Genomic DNA, 16,466 nt, shown 5'->3' with positions numbered 1-16,466 from the left:
ATGGCTCACTACACCTATTCCGGTATCTGGCCGGTGGCGCCGACACCGTTTCATCCCGACGGTTCCGTCGACGAGGAGGGCATGCGCCGGGTTCTGGATTGCATGATTGACCAAGGTGTGGATGGCATCTGTATCCTGGCCAATTTTTCTGAACAATTCCTGATATCGGATGCCGAGCGAGATCTTCTGACCCGGCTGTCGCTGGAGCACGTTGCGGGGCGCGTGCCGGTGATCATCACCATCAGTCATTTCGCGACCGAGATTGTGGTGGCACGTGCCAAGCAGGCCAAGGCGCTTGGCGCGGCCATGGTGATGATGATGCCGCCCTATCACGGCGCGTTGCTCAAGGGGACGCCAGAGCAGACGTTCGAGCAGTTCCGGCGCGTGGGCGCGGTGGGCATTCCCATCATGTTGCAGGATGCGCCGCTTTCCGGTGTGGACCTGCCGGTGCCGCTGTTGGTGCAGATGGCGCAGGAAATCGAGATGCTGAAGCTGTTCAAGATCGAGTGTCCACAGGCGGCCGCCAAGCTGCGCGCGTTGGTCGAGCAGGGCGGTGCCGCGATCGAAGGGCCGTTCGATGGGGAAGAGGCGATTACCCTGATGGCTGATCTGGATGCAGGCGCCAGTGGCACGATGACCTCGGCGCTGATCCCGGACCTGATCAAGCCGATCGTCACCGCACATCTGGGCGGCGATCGAGAGGCCGCGATGGCGCAATATGCGCGGGTCCTGCCGGTCATCAACCATGAAAACCGGCAATGTGGGTTCCGCGCGGCCAAGGCGGCGATGGTCGAGGGGGGCGTGATCGGTTCGGCGTTCTGCCGTCACCCGATCCCGCCGCTGCATCCGCAAACACGCGCGATGCTGATCGAATTGCTGCGCCCTCTCAGGCCGATCGTGCTTGGGTGGGGGAAATAAAACGAAGACTTTGAAATGCGGAGAAGAACGCGATGCTGCCGATGAAAAACTCACTGCCGGACGCCACGCTGGTCGGGCGCGTCTGGCGCCCTGACGCAAGTGGCGCATCAGTTGTGGCGATCCGAGGTGACCGGGTGGTTGATCTTACCAGCCGCCATGCGCCCACCATGCGCGATCTGATGGAGATGGAAGATGTTGTGGGGTACGTGCAGACGGCAAGCGGCGATGACCTCGGATCGCTCGCGGAAATATCCAAGAATTCGACAGAGAAAGCTTCGTGGGACAGCGTTCACTTCCTGTCGCCGGCCGACCTCCAGGTCATCAAGGCCAGCGGCGTTACCTTTGCCGAGTCGATGGTGGAACGGGTAATCGAGGAGCAGGCGGCGGGCAATGCCGATCTGGCCCAGGAAATCCGCGTCAAGGTTGCCGGCATCATCGGCGAGTCGCTAAGAGGGATCGTGCCGGGGTCGAAAAAGGCGATGCAGGTGAAACAGGTTCTGATCGACGAGGGCCTTTGGTCGCAATACCTGGAGGTCGGCATCGGGCCGGATGCGGAGGTCTTTACCAAGGCGCAGCCGACGTCTTCGGTCGGGTGGGGGGCTTCGGTCGGATTGCACCCGATCTCAAGTTGGAACAACCCCGAGCCCGAAATCGTGTTGGCGGTCAACAGCCGCGGTGAAATCCGTGGTGCGACCCTGGGCAACGATGTCAATCTGCGTGATGTCGAAGGGCGTTCGGCCTTGCTGTTGGGCAAGGCCAAAGACAACAATGCCTCTTGTTCCATCGGGCCGTTCATCCGGGTTTTCGATGACGGTTATGGTATGGAAGAGGTGTGCCGGGCGGAACTGACCCTGAAGGTTGAAGGTGAAGACGGCTTTGTTCTGGATGGATCGTCTTCTATGACCCAGATCAGCCGCGATCCTGAAAGCATCGTTAAACAGACCATTGGCCGTCATCATCAATACCCGGATGGATTCATGCTATTCCTCGGCACGCTGTTCGCGCCGATTCAGGATCGCGATGACGAAGGGCAGGGGTTCACGCACAAAACCGGCGATGTCGTTGAAATCTCCGAGCCCAATCTGGGATTGCTCCGCAATACCGTCCGGTTGTCCACCGAATGCCCGGAATGGACGATTGGAATCGCCGCAACCATGCGCAATCTTGCGCAGCGCGGTTTGATCTGAGATCAACCCGTCAGGAGGAACGGATGAAGACACCGGCAAGACTGTTATGCATTGGTGAATGCATGGTTGAACTGTCGCCTGCGGGCGATGACAAGTTTCGCATGGGGTTTGCCGGGGACACGTTCAACACCGCATGGTACGTAAAGCAGCTGCTTGGGCAAAACTGGAGGATCGGTTATGCCAGTTGCGTGGGAACCGATGCCGTATCCGAACGGATGCTCGCCTTTATGCGGGAGGCCGGGATAGATACCGATCACGTACGCCAATTGCGGGACCGGACTGCAGGCCTTTATATGATCCAGTTGGAGAACGGCGAGCGCAGTTTTTCCTACTGGCGTGGCCAGTCCGCCGCCCGCATGCTGGCGGACGAATCAGACTGGTTGGACCGGGCATTTTCGGGTGCCGATGTTCTGTTCTATTCGGGGATCACCATGGCCATTCTTGACGATCCTGCCCGCGAACGGCTCAGCGCGGCCCTAGCACGTGCGCGGGCGCGAGGTGCGCTGACTGTGTTCGACAGCAATATGCGGACGCAGTTATGGAATGGCCCGGACGCCATGCGCGCGGGTATTATGCAGGGCGCAGCCCAGGCCGATGTCGTCCTTCCGTCTTTCGACGATGAACAGGATGCTTTCGCCGATACGACACTGGGCGCGGTGGCTCGACGGTACCGTGAGGCCGGGGCCAAGCTTGTCGTGATCAAGAACGGCGCTGGCAAGATTCTGGTGTCACGACATGACGGCGAAGACTTCAGCTTTGCGCCTGACCCGGTGCGAGATGTGCTCGACAGCACAGCGGCCGGCGACAGTTTCAACGCCGGCTTCCTATCTGCCTACCTTCAAGGCGCAGATGTGCGGGAGGCTGTGGCGCGCGGTGCGGAAGTGGCCGCCAAGGTCGTCCGCGCACCGGGGGCGCTTGTCACGGTTTGATCTGCGCTTGGGGGCCGATCAAGGCATCTGAATGCCGGTGGTTGCCACGTAGACCGCATAGACCGCATGGGTTGCGGTGATGAACAAACGGTTGCGGCGCGGGCCGCCGAAGGTGAGGTTTGACACCATGGTCGGAATCCTGATCTTGCCAAGCGCCGTTCCCGATTTTTCGAAACAGATCACGCCGTCCTGGCAGGAGGTCCAGACGTTTTCGTGAATATCGAGGCGGAACCCATCCGGCACGCCGGGATCGACGTCGCAGAATACCCGGCCATTTGAGAGCGTACCGTCGGCATTGACGTCGAACACGCGGATATGGTGCGGCCCGTCGGGATCGTGGCTGCGCCCGCTATCGGCGATGTAGAGGCGGCTTTCATCGGCGTTGAAACATAACCCATTTGGCTTGACGAAGTCGTTAGCGACGATTTTCAACTCACCGGTATCGGGATTGGCGCAGAAAACGTAGCAGCCCTCCTGTTCCATGTCCGACTTGTAACCTTCGTAGTCCGACATGATCCCGTAATTCGGATCGGTGAACCAAACAGTGCCATCCGACTTCACCACGACATCGTTCGGGGAATTCAGGCGCTTGCCGTCGTAGCTGTCGGCGATCACGGTGATCGAACCATCGGGTTCGGTTCGAGAAACCCGGCGGCCACCGTGTTCACAGCTGACCAGGCGACCCTGCCGGTCGCGGGTGTTGCCATTGGCAAAATTCGAGCGATCGCGGAACACCGAGACGCCTACGCCTTCGGTCCAGCGCAGCAGCCTTTGATTGGGAATGTCGCTCCAGACCAGCGTAGAGTGTTCGTTGAACCAGACCGGCCCTTCGGCCCAGCGGCATCCGCCGTAGAGTTCTTCGACATCGGCGATGGGCACGGTCAGGTCATAGAACCGCTTGTCGTAATACTCGTAGCTGTCTCCGACCATGGCCATGTGTCGTCTCCTATCTTTGGGGTTCGTCGCCGCCGGCAATGGTGATGACCGCGACAATGATCAGACCGGTCAGGATCAGGCGGATGCCGGCGCTGGCGCCAAAGGTGTTCAGCATCGTGACCAGCAGGAACATGAACATTGCTGCGCCCCAGATGCCCGGTACGTTAGCCTTGCCGCCAGCGACCGAGGTGCCGCCGATGACAACAACTGCGATGGAAGCAAGCAGATACTCCTGCCCCATGTTCAGGGACGCGCCGCCAGAGAAGCCCGACAACAGGAACCCGCAGAGCGCGGCGAGCAGGGCGCTGAGCACATAGGTCATGAAGCGGATGCGCTCGACATTGATACCGGCAAGCCAGGCGGCGCGCATGCTCTGACCGATGGCGAGGACCGAACGGCCGTAAAGGGTGCGGTTGAGAACGACGCTCATCACAATGGCGAACAAGATGATCACAATCGCCAGCACAGGCACGCCAAGCACCTGCGCGGTGGTAAATTCGGCCAGAAGCGGTGGCGGTTTGATTTTGAGACCGCGGCCATAGGCAATGGCCGAGGACAGGATCAGGAAGCTTGAGCTTAGCGTGGCGATGATTGGTGGGATGCGCAGCACCCGGATCAGCATGTAGTTGAACATGCCCACCACAAGGCCGCAGCCCAAGGAGACCAGAAGGCCGATGGCAAGCATGGCGTTGGAACCGTCCATGATCTTCATCGCCACGGCGCCTGAAAGCGAGATCGTCGACGGGATAGACAGGTCGACATTGCCAGGGCCGGTGGTGATGACGAACATCTGGCCGATGCCGACGATCACGGTGAATGTTGCAAAGGACAAGGCGGCGGTGATGACATCAGCACTGCCTTTGCCGCCAGTGTAGACGGCGGTTGCCAGCCAGACGAGGAACATGCCGAGGAAGGACCAGATCCACGCCTTTTGCGAGAGTGTTTTGACCAGGGTCATGGCTCAGCCCTCCCGCCGGTTGATCAGCGCACGCAGTGCCAGAACGAGGATCAGAATTCCGCCCTGCGCTCCGATCTGCCAGTCGGGCGAGATACGCAGAAATGTCAGGAACGAGCCGGTCAGAGCCAGCGTCAGCGCGCCGATAACCGCGCCGATCGGCGACACCCGGCCACCGACGAATTCACCGCCGCCAAGGATGACACCGGCAATGGCGTATAGCGTGTAGCGGTCTGCGATATGGGCATCCGCCGCCGAGGTGAGGCCGATGAGCGAAAGGCCAGACAAGACACCGAAGAACCCTGCCGCGCCAAACATGACCATCTTGGTTTTCAAAAGGGACCACCCTGCACGGCCTATGGCCTTGGGGTTGCCACCGGCACCTCGCAGCACCGCACCATAGCTTGACCGCATCAGCGCGACATGTACGACAAGGCCGACAGCGATGGCGGCGACGATGGGAAAGGGAACGTAAGGGATTTTCAACCCCATGATCGCCTTGACCCAACCCGGCGCGGTGCCGCCCGGCGTCGGCAGGATCAGCACGGCGATGCCCAACCAGACAAACGACATGCCTAGCGTCACCACGATGGAGGGCAGGTTGCGCCAATGGATCAATGCGCCGAGCCCCGCATAGGCCGCCACACAGGCGGTCAGGGCGAGCACACCCAGAACAGGCGTGTCTGCCAGCAGGGTTGCCCCGATACAGGCGGTCAGCCCGACGAAGGCCCCGATCGACAGGTCGAGGTCGTTCACCGTGATGATGAACATCTGGGCAATGGTCGCAAGCGCAATCGGCACCGTGTATTGCAGCATCAGGTTCATGCCGAAGTAGCTCATCGCCCGCGGCTGAACATAGAAGATCGCCGCAAGCAGGATTGTAAAACTAGCCGCGGGAAGCGCGGCACGCAGGAACTTGGGAGAGGTGAGTTGGGCCAGCATAGTCAGGCGCTCTCCTTGAACGAGGAATGCAGGATTTTTTCTTCGGACAGCTCGTCTCGTGGCAGATCTGCCACGATCACACCGTCACGGAACACATAGGTGTGGTCGCAGTTGTAGAGTTCATCCGTCTCGGTGGTGTACCACAGGAAAGTGCGACCCTTTTCGGCCTCTTCCCGGATCAGATCATAGACCTCCAGCTTGGTGCCGATATCGACGCCGCGCATCGGGTCATCCATCAAGATGATCTCGGCATCCGAGGCCAGTGCCCGGGCAAACAGGGCCTTTTGTTGGTTGCCGCCTGACAGCGACAGGATGTTGTCGTTCATGTCTGGTGTCTTGATCTTGATCCGCTCTTGCCATTCCCGGCCCATGGCCGCCTCGGCCAGCGGGTCGATCAAGCCACGTTTGACCATTCCGGGCAGGCTGCGAATGCCGATGTTCTGGGCAATCGACCAGAGGTGAAACACCCCGTCGGTCTGTCGGTCCCCGGCCACCAGGGCCACTGGCCCTTCGACTTTCGTCGACCGGCTCCTCTTCATCGCGGCGTCGTAGATTCTCAGAAGCATCCGCGTCTGGCCGTGGCTTGCAAGCCCGGCCAGTCCGATGATCTCGCCTCGGTGGGCGACGAACGGCGCGCTGTCACGCCCGCCATCGGCCTTGGCTTCTATGACAATCGGGGTGCGCCCGCGCTTGATCTCGAACGCGTCATGTTCCTGGATTTCATCCATTTCAACGACGTTGCCCATGGCTGCAACCAGGCTGTCGCGGGTGAAATCCTTACCAGGCCTGGCTGCCACGACCAACCCGTCTTTCATCACGACAATGCGGTCAGAGTAGTCCAGGACTTCGCCCAGCACGTGGGAAATCAGGATACAACTCATATCCTGACCCACGACCTTGCGCACGAAGTCGAGCAATTGTCCCGCAGTCACCGCATCCAGAGAGGACGTCGGTTCGTCAAGAATGACGAGGTGCAAGGGTGCGTCGGTGGTGGTGAACGCGCGTGCGATCTCGACCATCTGGCGCTTGCCAATGGACAGGTCACCGACCACGTCGTCGGGTTGAATTCCGTGACCGGGGAAAATTTCGTCTAGTTTTGCGAGGATCATCCGACCCGCGCGGCGTTTCCATCCGAACCCAGTCAGCGACGGATGAAAGATACGGGCGTTTTCGGCGACCGTCAGATTCGGGCACAGCGACAGTTCCTGGAATACGCAGCGGATGCCGTTTTCACCGGCGACCTTCACGCTGTACTGTCCGGACAGGTCCTTGCCGTGGATGCCCATCACACCCCGGTCGGGCGTGAGCGTGCCGGCAAGCACGTTCATCAGGGTCGACTTGCCGGCACCGTTATGGCCGACAAGGCCAAGGCACTCTCCCGTATCCACAGTCAGGTCGACACCATCGAGAGCCCGCACCGCACCGAAATGCTTGGCGACGTTTTCCAGGGTGACGATGTTATTTGCAGCTACGGTCATGTGTCTTGCCCTTGCCTTGTGTCCTGGCTTAGTCGCCTGCGACTACGGCCATGGCGTCTTCGAGCGAGTACTCGACATTCGCGACGCCGCCCGGCTGGGTACCTGCAAGGCTTTCTTCCAGCGTGTCCTGAGTGATGGTCAGGAACGGCACGGTCAGGTCTTGCGGAATCTCTTTGCCGTCAAGGATCATCTGGGCGACCCAGAAGGCCAGTGTACCGACACCCGGGGCGATTGACACTGACATGGTTTCATAGCCGTTGGCGTCTTTTTGCTCTTTCCACCACAGCATTTCGTCATAGCGGTTGCCCATGACGATCAACGGGGTTGGGCGGCCCGCGGCGGCAAACGCCTGAGCCGCGCCATAACCGTCACCACCCTGGGTCACGACACCGGCGATTTCCGGAAGCGAGGGCAGGATGCCTGCAACGGCCTTCTGCGCCACGTCCTGGGCCCAGTCGCCATGGACCGAACCGACGATCTTGAACTGTGAATGCTCGGCGACACCGGCGTGGATACCGGCGCTGATTTCGTCATCGACGAACACCCCGGCAAGGCCGCGGATTTCAAGCAGGTTGCCGCCATCGAGGCGCGTGGCGAGGTAGTCGACCTCAACTTTGCCCATGGCCTTGAAGTCCACCGCGATGCGATAGGCGCAGGGCTCGGTCACGATGCCGTCGAAGGACACCACGACGATACCGGCGTCACAGGCTTGTTTCACTGCACCGTTCAGGGCGTCGGGCGACGCGGCGTTGATGACGATGGCGTCATAGCCTTCCAGGATCATGTTCTGGATCTGCGCTGCCTGCTCGGTCACCTGGTTTTCAGCGGTGGTAAAGGCCGGGGCCTCGGCCACAACGCCATCCGCCACGGCCTTGGATGTCACCTTTTCCCAGCTGCCCAGCATGGCTTGGCGCCAGGAGTTGCCCGCGTAATTGTTGGACAATGCTATGCGCTTGCCAGATGTGTCGGCAAAGGTCGCCCCCGCGGTCAGCGATGTGGCCACGACAGCTGCGCCCATCAAAAATTTATTCAACATGGTCTCCTCCTATGGTGTTGAATTCGGTCAGTTTCGTGAGTGGTATTTGCCGTTCCGGGTTGACCTGGCCTCCGGAACGGCATGTCTGATTTCAGTGGTGGCTTCAGCGTCGGGTTTGAAAACCTCGTCGAGGTCATCGCGTGCGCTGGTCAAAAGGGTAGCCATCGCGTCCCGTGCCGCGTTTTCGGCACCAAGACGGATGTGGGTAAGGACGGTTTCGTGCAGCGGTAGCGAATCTTCCCGTGCGCCGGGGCGCAGGGCCGACAGTTCGAAGCTGGTCAGCAACAACGCTTCGACCACGTGCCCCAGCGAGCAAAGAAGTTCGTTGTTCGAAGCCTGCAGGATGGCGTTATGGAATTCGAAATCAGCCTCGAAATTTTCCGGACTTTCCGCGTCGGTTTCGCTCATGCGGGTAAAGGCGGCCTGAATCTGTTCGATGTCCTGCGGCGTGGCCTTGCGCGCTGCAAGCCGGGCGGCGGCGGGTTCGATGATTTGGCGGAACTCGAAAAGGTCGTCGATGAAGCCGGCGCGGTCTCCGATCTCCGACTTCCAGCCAATGATGTCGGGATCCAACATGTTCCAAAATGTCTTCTGTAATACCCTTGTTCCGACCTTGGGGCGGGATTCCAGAAGCCCCTTGGCGGTCAGAACCTTGATGGCTTCCCGATAGGCGGTGCGGCTGACGTCCAACTCGGCGCTGGCGATATCTTCGGTGGACAAAACATCGCCAGGGTTGACTTCGCCAGACAGGATTCGGACAGCAAGCTCACGCACGACTTGCTGGTGGATCGTCATCCGTCCTGTTTGGCGTCTTGGTCGCAATTGCCTCTCCTCAACTCGAGCCCAGGAGCGTCTGGAAGCCAAATACTCCTACAATATTATTTTCTAAAAATGGTATACCAAAATGAGTCGAGTCAAGCTATTTGTACTGCGAGCAACATTGACAAAGAGCCGCAGGGCGGTTCCCGAGACATACGGAAAGGCACGACATGACGTTCACCCCTCATGGAAAACACCTAGTCGCCGGCAATTGGATTGCAGGCCAAACCACGTTCAAGTCCGAGCCATCTTCGGGGCCTGCACATGACTTTTCCGTCGGCACTTCTGACCTGGTGGATCAAGCCTGCCAGGCAGCAGAAGAGGCGTTTCTGACCTATGGTTATTCGTCGCGTGAAGACCGCGCCGCATTTTTGAATGCAATCGCCGATGAGATCGAGCAACGCGGGCCCGAGATCACGGAGATCGGGTGTCAGGAATCCGGTCTGCCCGAGGCACGGTTGGAAGGCGAGCGGGGCCGCACCACGGGCCAACTACGTCTGTTCGCCTCGCATATTCTGAAGGGCGATTACCTTGATAGACGGCATGACGAAGCGATGCCGGATCGCCAGCCACCGCCACGCCCGGATATCAAGATGGTTCAACGTCCGATCGGGCCGGTGGCCGTTTTCGGTGCATCGAATTTCCCTTTGGCCTTCTCGACGGCTGGCGGTGATACGGCGTCGGCACTGGCGGCTGGATGCCCGGTTGTGGTCAAGGGGCACAGTGCCCATCCCGGGACGGGTGAAATCGTGGCAGCAGCGATCCATGCCGCCATCAAGAGCTGTGGCATTCACTCCGGGGTGTTCTCACTCATCCAGGGCGGCAAACGCGATGTGGGCACGGCGCTGGTCCAGCACCCGCTGATCAACGCGGTTGGGTTCACGGGGTCGCTTGGCGGCGGGCGCGCCCTGTTTGATCTTTGTGCGCAACGCGGCAATCCAATCCCCTTCTTCGGAGAGCTTGGTTCGGTCAACCCGATGTTTCTGCTGCCTGCCGCGCTGAGCAACCGTGGCGCTGAGATTGCGGCGGGATGGGCCGGGTCCCTGACCATGGGGGCAGGGCAGTTTTGCACCAATCCCGGTATTTCAGTTGTGATTGATGGCCCCGACGCTGATGCCTTTATCGAGGCGGCCACCAAGGCGCTTGAGCCGATCGGCGCACAAACCATGCTGACCGACGGCATAGCCGCTGCGTATCGGGCAGGGCGCGATCGTGTGGCAGGGACGGCCGGTGTGCAGGAGGTTTTGACCTCGGTCTGTGATCTGCGCAATGCCACGCCCTATCTGTTTGCGACCACCGGCAAAGAATGGTTGGCAAACGAGGTTCTCGGCGAAGAGGTGTTCGGGCCGCTGGGCCTGATTGTCCGGGTTGACGACGCAGGTGAGATGCGCGCAGTGGCCGACAGCCTTCAGGGGCAGTTGACATGCACCCTGCATCTGGATGCGGCGGATACGGAGATGGGGCAATCCCTGGTGCCTGTTCTGGAACGCAAGGCCGGCCGGGTGCTGGCCAACGGGTTCCCTACCGGGGTGGAGGTCTGTGACGCCATGGTCCATGGTGGACCCTATCCTGCGTCAACGAATTTCGGCCATACCTCGGTTGGCACAATGGCTATCCGCCGTTTCCTGCGACCGGTGAGCTATCAGAACATGCCCGACGCGTTGTTGCCGGAAGACCTTGGTTAAAGGGCCTGTCGTGACTGCAAGTGACTGGATAGCGGCGGATTGGGGGACGACACGTCTGCGCGTGTGGCGAATGCAGGGGCGCAAGGCGATCGCAGAGGCTCAGTCCGACAAGGGAATGGGAAAACTGGCGCGGGATGAGTTTGAGCCGGCGCTGCTCGATCTTGTCGAGTCGTGGCTGTCCGGGCAAGGCCGTACGCTGGTTATGGCCTGCGGGATGGTCGGTGCGCGACAGGGTTGGGTCGAGGCGCCCTATGTGCCCGTGCCGGCCGCGCCCGGCGATCCGGCGTCGGCGATCCCCGCCCCGGCCAGGGACGCAAGGCTGGATGTTCGCATTCTGCCCGGTGTCAGCCAACGCATACCACCAGACGTGATGCGCGGGGAGGAGACCCAGATTGCCGGGCTGCTTCTTGACCACCCGGGCTTTTCCGGCTTGGTCTGCCTGCCGGGAACTCATTCCAAGTGGGTTCAGGTTCAAGATGGCTTGATCGTGCGTTTCCAGACCTTCATGACGGGCGAGCAGTTTGCGGTGTTGTCCGAGGCCTCGGTCCTTCGGCATTCGGTTAGGCATTCCGGCTGGGACGACGCGTCTTTCCAAGCAGCGGTCGAGGAAACGTGGTCCGATCCCGGCGCGTTGCCCGGGGCGCTGTTCGGAATCCGTGCACAGGGGTTGTTGGAGGAATCAGACGCAGGCGCAGCGCGGGCGCGCTTGTCTGGATTGTTGGTTGGGGCGGAATTGGGTCGGATGTTGAAGCCCGGCTCAGTGGACAACGTTACTGTTGTCGGGAGCGGGTCGATTGCGGGTATCTATGGCGACGCTTTGCGCCACGCCGGGGTGACAGTGCGCGAGGTACCGGTCGAAACCGCAACCCTGAAAGGGTTATGCGCGGCCAAATCCATCCTGGAAGGGGCAAGACATGAGTAGAAAGCTGATTGCGATCCTGCGGGGGATCACGCCAGAGGAAATCGAGGTCGTGGCAACCGAGTTGATCCAAGCGGGGGTCGATCGGATCGAGGTGCCGTTGAACTCGCCACGCCCGTTTGACAGTATCGAGCGATTGGCGCGCCTGAATGGCGCCGCCCTGATCGGCGCCGGAACAGTACTGGAGCCGCGTGATGCTCGACGTGTTGCCGACGCGGGCGGTAAGCTGGTGGTGTCGCCGGACACGAATGTCGACGTGATCCGCGAGACCGTCCGGCTGAAGATGCAGAGTTTCCCCGGCGCATTGACGCCGACCGAGTGTTTTGCAGCTCTTAGGGCCGGGGCAACCGGGTTGAAGATGTTTCCATCCTTTCTGCTCGGCGCAGACGGATTGAAGGCGATCCGGGCGGTTTTGCCGCCGGAAACGGAAATCTACATGGTTGGCGGCGTCGGGGCCGGAAATTTCGCAAAGCTTGTACAGGCCGGGGCCAGCGGGTTCGGTATCGGCTCGTCCTTGTACGCGCCGGGCAAGTCGGCAAGTGATGTCGGCAAGGCGGCGAAAGCGCTTGTTGCCGCTTATGACGCCGCGGTCGCGGACCGGGCATAGGTCAACCCGGCAATCACCCCGCGCAACTCGGCCAGTCCGCGCATGCGGCCAATCAACGGATAGCCCGGGTGCGTTCCACGTCCCACGTCAGACAGAAGTTCGTGACCGTGATCCGGGCGGAACGGGATTTCGCAGTCAACGCATCCCGCTTCTTGTCGCCGCTGCTCCTCGGTCAAGAGGGCGGAGATGAGGGCGGGCATGTCGGTATCCCCGGCCAGATGCGCCGCTTCTTCAAAGGATCCGTCCGGTTCTTTGGCGACATTGCGCAGATGGGCGAAATGGATGCGTTCGGCGAACCGCCGTGCGATGGCGGGCACATCGTTTTCAGGGTGCGCGCCCAGCGAGCCGGCGCAGAGCGTCAACCCGTTCGCGATGCTGTCCTGCCGTGACATGATCCAATCAATATCGTCAGCGTCCGACACGATGCGCGGCAGACCAAGAATGTCGCGGGGGGGATCGTCTGGATGCACGCACATGCGGATGCCGAGGTCGGTTGCGGCGGGTATGATTTCGGCAAGGAAACGCGCATAGTTGGCCCGAAGCGCATTGCGGTCAATGTCACGATACCCGTCAAGCGCCCGACGCAGGCCAGCGATGTCATAGCGCGCGAATGCGCCGGGAAGGCCGGCCATGATGCTGGAGAGCAAGATGTCGCGGTCCGATCGCGTGCTGTTTTCAAACCAGAGCGCCGCGTCCGCCTGGACGGTCGCGGAATAGTCATCCTGTGCGCCGTCTCGCCCGACCATGTGGATTTCGAATGCTGCCATGTGCACCTGAGAAAACCGCAATGCCGTGCCGCCGGTTTCGACCCGCGCCGCCAGGTCCGTGCGGGTCCAGTCGAGCAGTGGCATGAAGTTGTAGCAGATCGCGCGCACGCCGCAGGCTGCCAGGTTGGCCATGGATTGCCGGTAATCGGCAAAAAGCGGCGCAAGATTTCCCTCGCCCGTCTTGATCGCCTCGTGGATAGGCAGGCTTTCCACGACATTCCAGCCCAGCCCGAGGTTCGGCGCAGCAATTTCACCCTGACGGGTGCGGATTGCCTCGACCGGCCATACTTCACCGTATGGGATGTCGTGCAGGGCGGTGACGATGCCAGTCGCCCCGGTTTGGGCGATTTCGGGCAGCGTGATCCTGTCGAGATTGCCATACCAACGCCAGCTTTCCTTCATTGGAGGCTCCTTTCCACAGCACCGCGGGCGCCGAATGTTTCCAGTTCCGAACAGGCGCTTTCCAGCCCTACGCGAAACGCTCTGTCCTCTGCCCGCGCGCCGAACACGTCCCTGATTGCGAGGAAGGCGTTGGTACGGGTCCGGGCCGATGGGTTGTTCTGCCAAAGCCCGGCTGTACGCCCGGCCAAAGGATCGCTGACGTTGATCCGCGCGCCGTCCTCATCGACCCCGGACGCGTATTTCATCCACGCTGCAACAACCAGGAACAACCCGGGGCAGGGGTGATCCCGCATCAGGTTGTCCCGGATTGTCCCCAGTATCCGCTGGGGGAGCTTTTGCGAACCGTCCATCGCGATCTGACTGGTCGCGTGACGTATGGATTGGTTATGGTAACGTTCAAGCAATTGGCGGGAATACGCTGACATATTCATATCTGGTACTGGCTCAAGCGTTGGAATGATCTCGGTATCCCAGAGCCGCAGGCAGAAAGTTTCGAAAACCGGGTCAGCAACCGTGTCGTTGACCGTGTCATATCCGGAAAGATAGCCAAGATAGGCAAGCGCCGAATGCGTGCCGTTCAGGCAGCGCAGTTTCATATCCTCGAACGGGGTGACATCCCTGACCATTTGTGCACCGGTTTTTTCCATCGCAGGTCGCAGATCATCGACGAAATCATCCTCTATCACCCATTGCCGGAACGGTTCGTGAATGACCGGTGTTAGATCAAGCCAACCGGTTTCTGCGGCAACCATGTCGATATCGGCCTCGGTCGTGGCCGGTACAATTCGGTCAACCATGCAATTGGGGAACCGTGCCTCTGCTTCAATCCAGACGGCTAGGGTTTCATCCATCGCTTCCGCGAATTCCAGCACCAGCGCCCGCGTCATGTGGCCGTTGCCCGGCAGGTTATCGCAGCTTAGCACCGTGAATGGGCGATGTCCTGCGCGACGGCGCAGATCAAGGGCGCGGACGAGGTAACCAATGGCCGTTTGGGGGGCGTCAGGGTGTATCAGGTCGTGCTTGATCTCCGGGGCATCGCGCCGCAAGCGCCCGGTTGCGGGTTCGTGGCAATACCCTTTTTCCGTGACGGTGAGGGTTACGATTTTTGTCGAGGGGTCGGCCATGCGTTCCAGGACCGCGGCCGGGTTGCCCCGTGCTGCGATGGCCTCGGTGATGTTACACATTAGCCGGAACCGATGTCCCGTGGGGCCCGCTTCGACGGCGTTGTACATATTGTCTTGTGGTGCCAGCTTGTCCGGCGTAGCGGTGGATTGGAGGCTGATGCCGACCACACCCCAATCGCCGCCGGAGGCCTCCATGGCGTCGGCCAGATAGGTTGCAATATGTGCCCGAAAGAAAGCCCCCAAACCCAGATGAACGATCCCCGGCCTTGGAATGGATGTACCTGGCGGTAAGGCATTTCGGTTCAACCGGGCAGCGTGTTTCATAACTTGTAGGCTTTTCTGGCAAGGCCGCCCGCAAGCTCGTGTGCCAGGTCATGCGCTTCGTCAATGTCGAGGCGACCGGTCGTGACCATCTCGGCCAAATAGGTGCTGTCCACCCGGCGCGCCACGTCATGCCGTGCCGGGATCGAACAAAACGCCCGCGTGTCGTCGTTGAAGCCCACGGTGTTGTAGAACCCGGCAGTTTCCGTGACGCGTCGGCGGTATCGCAACATGCCTTCGAAACTGTCAAAAAACCACCAGGCCGGGCCGAGCCTGAGTGCAGGGTACGCCCCTGCCAAGGGGGCCAGCTCACGGCCATAAGTGGTTTCGTCCAGTGTGAACAGGATAAGCGTCATGCGCGGTTTCATACCCACCGCATTGAGCAGGGGTTTGAGGTGTTCGACGAAACTGGTTCGTCCGGGAATGTCGAAGCCCATGTCGCGGCCATGGCGCGCCATAACCGTGGATGAATGGTTCCGGTGCGACCCTGCGTGAAGCTGCATGACCAAACCGTCCTCAAGGCTCATCCGGGCCATTTCCGTTAACATCTGGGCGCGGAATAATTCGGCCTCGTCGGGAGTTGCTTTGCCAGCCAGAACGGTTGCATAGAGCGCAGCAGCTTCCGGCGTGGGTAGATCGGCGGTTCTGGCCGATGGATGGCCATGATCTGTCGCCGTCGCTCCAAGGGACTTGAAGGCGGCCCGGCGGATGCGATGCGCATCCAGATAGGCTTGCCAGGATGAGATGTCCGTGCCGGTCAATGCCCCCAGCGTTTCGATGTTTTCGATGAAGCCTTCATGCTCGGGGTCGATGACAGTGTCGGGGCGGTAGGTTGGTACGATCCGGCCAGCCCAATCGCTTTCTCTGAGCTGGCGATGCCACCGAAGGTCGTCGATCGGGCTGTCCGTTGTCGAAATTGCTTCGATCCCGAACCGGTCGTACAGCGCGCGGGGGCGAAATTCCGCGCGCGTCAGGCAGTCACTGATATGGTCGAAGTACCAGTCTGCGTTGTCAGCGGTAAGCCGGGTGTCGCAGCCAAACACGTCCTGGAAGGCATGGTCCAGCCAGAGGCGGCTTGGGGTGCCGCGGAACAGGTGGTAATTCCGGGCAAACAGCCGCCAGACGCGGCGCGGATCGGCTTCGACCGGGCCGCCATCGACCCGCGGCACACCCAGGTCAGTCAGGGCGATTCCGGCGGAACACAACATCCGGAACACGTAGTGGTCCGGGATTACAAAAAGAGCGGACGGGTCGGGAAATGGCAGGTCCTCGGCAAACCAGCGTGCCTCGGTGTGTCCGTGAGGACAGACCAGCGGTGCGTCCCTCACTGTAGAATAGAGTTCCCTGGCAACCGCGCGCTGGCCCGGTTCAGAAGGGAACAGCCTATCTTCGTCTAGAAAAGGCATGTCGTTTTATCCCGGTTGAAATGGTGGCTTTTCGG

General features: G+C 60.7%; 15 protein-coding genes. 6 read left to right on the top strand and 9 right to left on the bottom strand.

The window, feature by feature from the left end; genetic code table 11:
* From RXV86_RS06610 to RXV86_RS06600, 3 genes are read left to right on the top strand one after another with little or no spacing between them, the layout of a single operon-like run.
* Nucleotides 1-918: a dihydrodipicolinate synthase family protein gene (locus RXV86_RS06610; protein ID WP_316298542.1), complete on the top strand. Its 918-nt coding sequence runs from the start codon at nt 1-3 to the stop codon at nt 916-918.
* A gap of 32 nt (nt 919-950) precedes the next feature.
* Nucleotides 951-2,105 carry a fumarylacetoacetate hydrolase family protein gene (locus RXV86_RS06605; protein WP_316298539.1) on the top strand — a complete coding sequence of 385 codons (1,155 nt, stop codon included), beginning with the start codon at nt 951-953 and terminating at the stop codon, nt 2,103-2,105.
* A 23-nt stretch (nt 2,106-2,128) separates the two neighbouring features.
* On the top strand, nt 2,129-3,034 hold the full coding sequence (locus RXV86_RS06600) for a sugar kinase (protein WP_316298537.1): 906 nt from the start codon (nt 2,129-2,131) through the stop codon (nt 3,032-3,034).
* Between the two features lie 18 nt (nt 3,035-3,052).
* On the opposite strand, the gene RXV86_RS06595 is transcribed toward RXV86_RS06600, so the two are convergent.
* The 6 genes from RXV86_RS06595 to RXV86_RS06570 are packed head-to-tail and all read right to left on the bottom strand — an operon-like array spanning nt 3,053 to nt 9,176.
* A complete protein-coding gene (locus tag RXV86_RS06595; protein ID WP_316298535.1) occupies nt 3,053-3,970 on the bottom strand; it encodes an SMP-30/gluconolactonase/LRE family protein in 918 nt (305 codons plus the stop codon).
* A gap of 10 nt (nt 3,971-3,980) precedes the next feature.
* Entirely contained in the window at nt 3,981-4,928 is a 948-nt protein-coding gene (locus RXV86_RS06590) for an ABC transporter permease (protein ID WP_316298533.1), read from the bottom strand.
* A gap of 3 nt (nt 4,929-4,931) precedes the next feature.
* A complete protein-coding gene (locus tag RXV86_RS06585; RefSeq protein WP_316298531.1) occupies nt 4,932-5,867 on the bottom strand; it encodes an ABC transporter permease in 936 nt (311 codons plus the stop codon).
* Between the two features lie 2 nt (nt 5,868-5,869).
* A complete protein-coding gene (locus RXV86_RS06580; protein ID WP_316298529.1) occupies nt 5,870-7,345 on the bottom strand; it encodes a sugar ABC transporter ATP-binding protein in 1,476 nt (491 codons plus the stop codon).
* Between the two features lie 28 nt (nt 7,346-7,373).
* On the bottom strand, nt 7,374-8,381 hold the full coding sequence (locus tag RXV86_RS06575; RefSeq protein WP_316298527.1) for an ABC transporter substrate-binding protein: 1,008 nt from the start codon (nt 8,379-8,381) through the stop codon (nt 7,374-7,376).
* 27 nt (nt 8,382-8,408) lie between these two features.
* Complete coding sequence (locus RXV86_RS06570; protein ID WP_316298526.1) at nt 8,409-9,176, bottom strand: FadR/GntR family transcriptional regulator; 768 nt, start codon at nt 9,174-9,176, stop codon at nt 8,409-8,411.
* Between the two features lie 194 nt (nt 9,177-9,370).
* Here RXV86_RS06570 and RXV86_RS06565 point away from each other — a divergent pair, with 194 nt between their 5' ends.
* Genes RXV86_RS06565 through RXV86_RS06555 form a run of 3 tightly spaced genes read left to right on the top strand, consistent with a single transcriptional unit; the run spans nt 9,371 to nt 12,411 of the window.
* Entirely contained in the window at nt 9,371-10,885 is a 1,515-nt protein-coding gene (locus tag RXV86_RS06565; RefSeq protein WP_316298525.1) for an aldehyde dehydrogenase (NADP(+)), read from the top strand.
* 10 nt (nt 10,886-10,895) lie between these two features.
* Entirely contained in the window at nt 10,896-11,807 is a 912-nt protein-coding gene (locus RXV86_RS06560) for a 2-dehydro-3-deoxygalactonokinase (protein WP_316298523.1), read from the top strand.
* Entirely contained in the window at nt 11,800-12,411 is a 612-nt protein-coding gene (locus RXV86_RS06555) for a 2-dehydro-3-deoxy-6-phosphogalactonate aldolase (RefSeq protein WP_316298521.1), read from the top strand. The genes RXV86_RS06560 and RXV86_RS06555 overlap by 8 nt, the downstream gene beginning before the upstream one ends.
* On the opposite strand, the gene uxuA is transcribed toward RXV86_RS06555, so the two are convergent.
* The 3 genes from uxuA to uxaC are packed head-to-tail and all read right to left on the bottom strand — an operon-like array spanning nt 12,381 to nt 16,431.
* Nucleotides 12,381-13,580, bottom strand: coding sequence for a mannonate dehydratase (gene uxuA, locus RXV86_RS06550; RefSeq protein ID WP_316298520.1), 1,200 nt, complete (start codon nt 13,578-13,580; stop codon nt 12,381-12,383). The genes RXV86_RS06555 and uxuA overlap by 31 nt on opposite strands.
* The gene (locus RXV86_RS06545; protein ID WP_316298518.1) at nt 13,577-15,028 is read right to left on the bottom strand and encodes a mannitol dehydrogenase family protein; all 1,452 of its coding nucleotides are present in this window, start codon (nt 15,026-15,028) and stop codon (nt 13,577-13,579) included. The genes uxuA and RXV86_RS06545 overlap by 4 nt, the downstream gene beginning before the upstream one ends.
* Complete coding sequence (gene uxaC / locus RXV86_RS06540; RefSeq protein ID WP_316298516.1) at nt 15,025-16,431, bottom strand: glucuronate isomerase; 1,407 nt, start codon at nt 16,429-16,431, stop codon at nt 15,025-15,027. Before uxaC ends, RXV86_RS06545 begins: the two co-directional genes overlap by 4 nt.
* Nucleotides 16,432-16,466 lie beyond the last annotated feature (35 nt).

This window comes from Aliisedimentitalea sp. MJ-SS2 (assembly GCF_032586155.1).
GTDB lineage: Bacteria > Pseudomonadota > Alphaproteobacteria > Rhodobacterales > Rhodobacteraceae > JAWHTC01.
The sequence above is the reverse complement of the archived record's forward strand: the minus strand, read 5'-3'. Positions and strand labels throughout refer to the sequence as shown.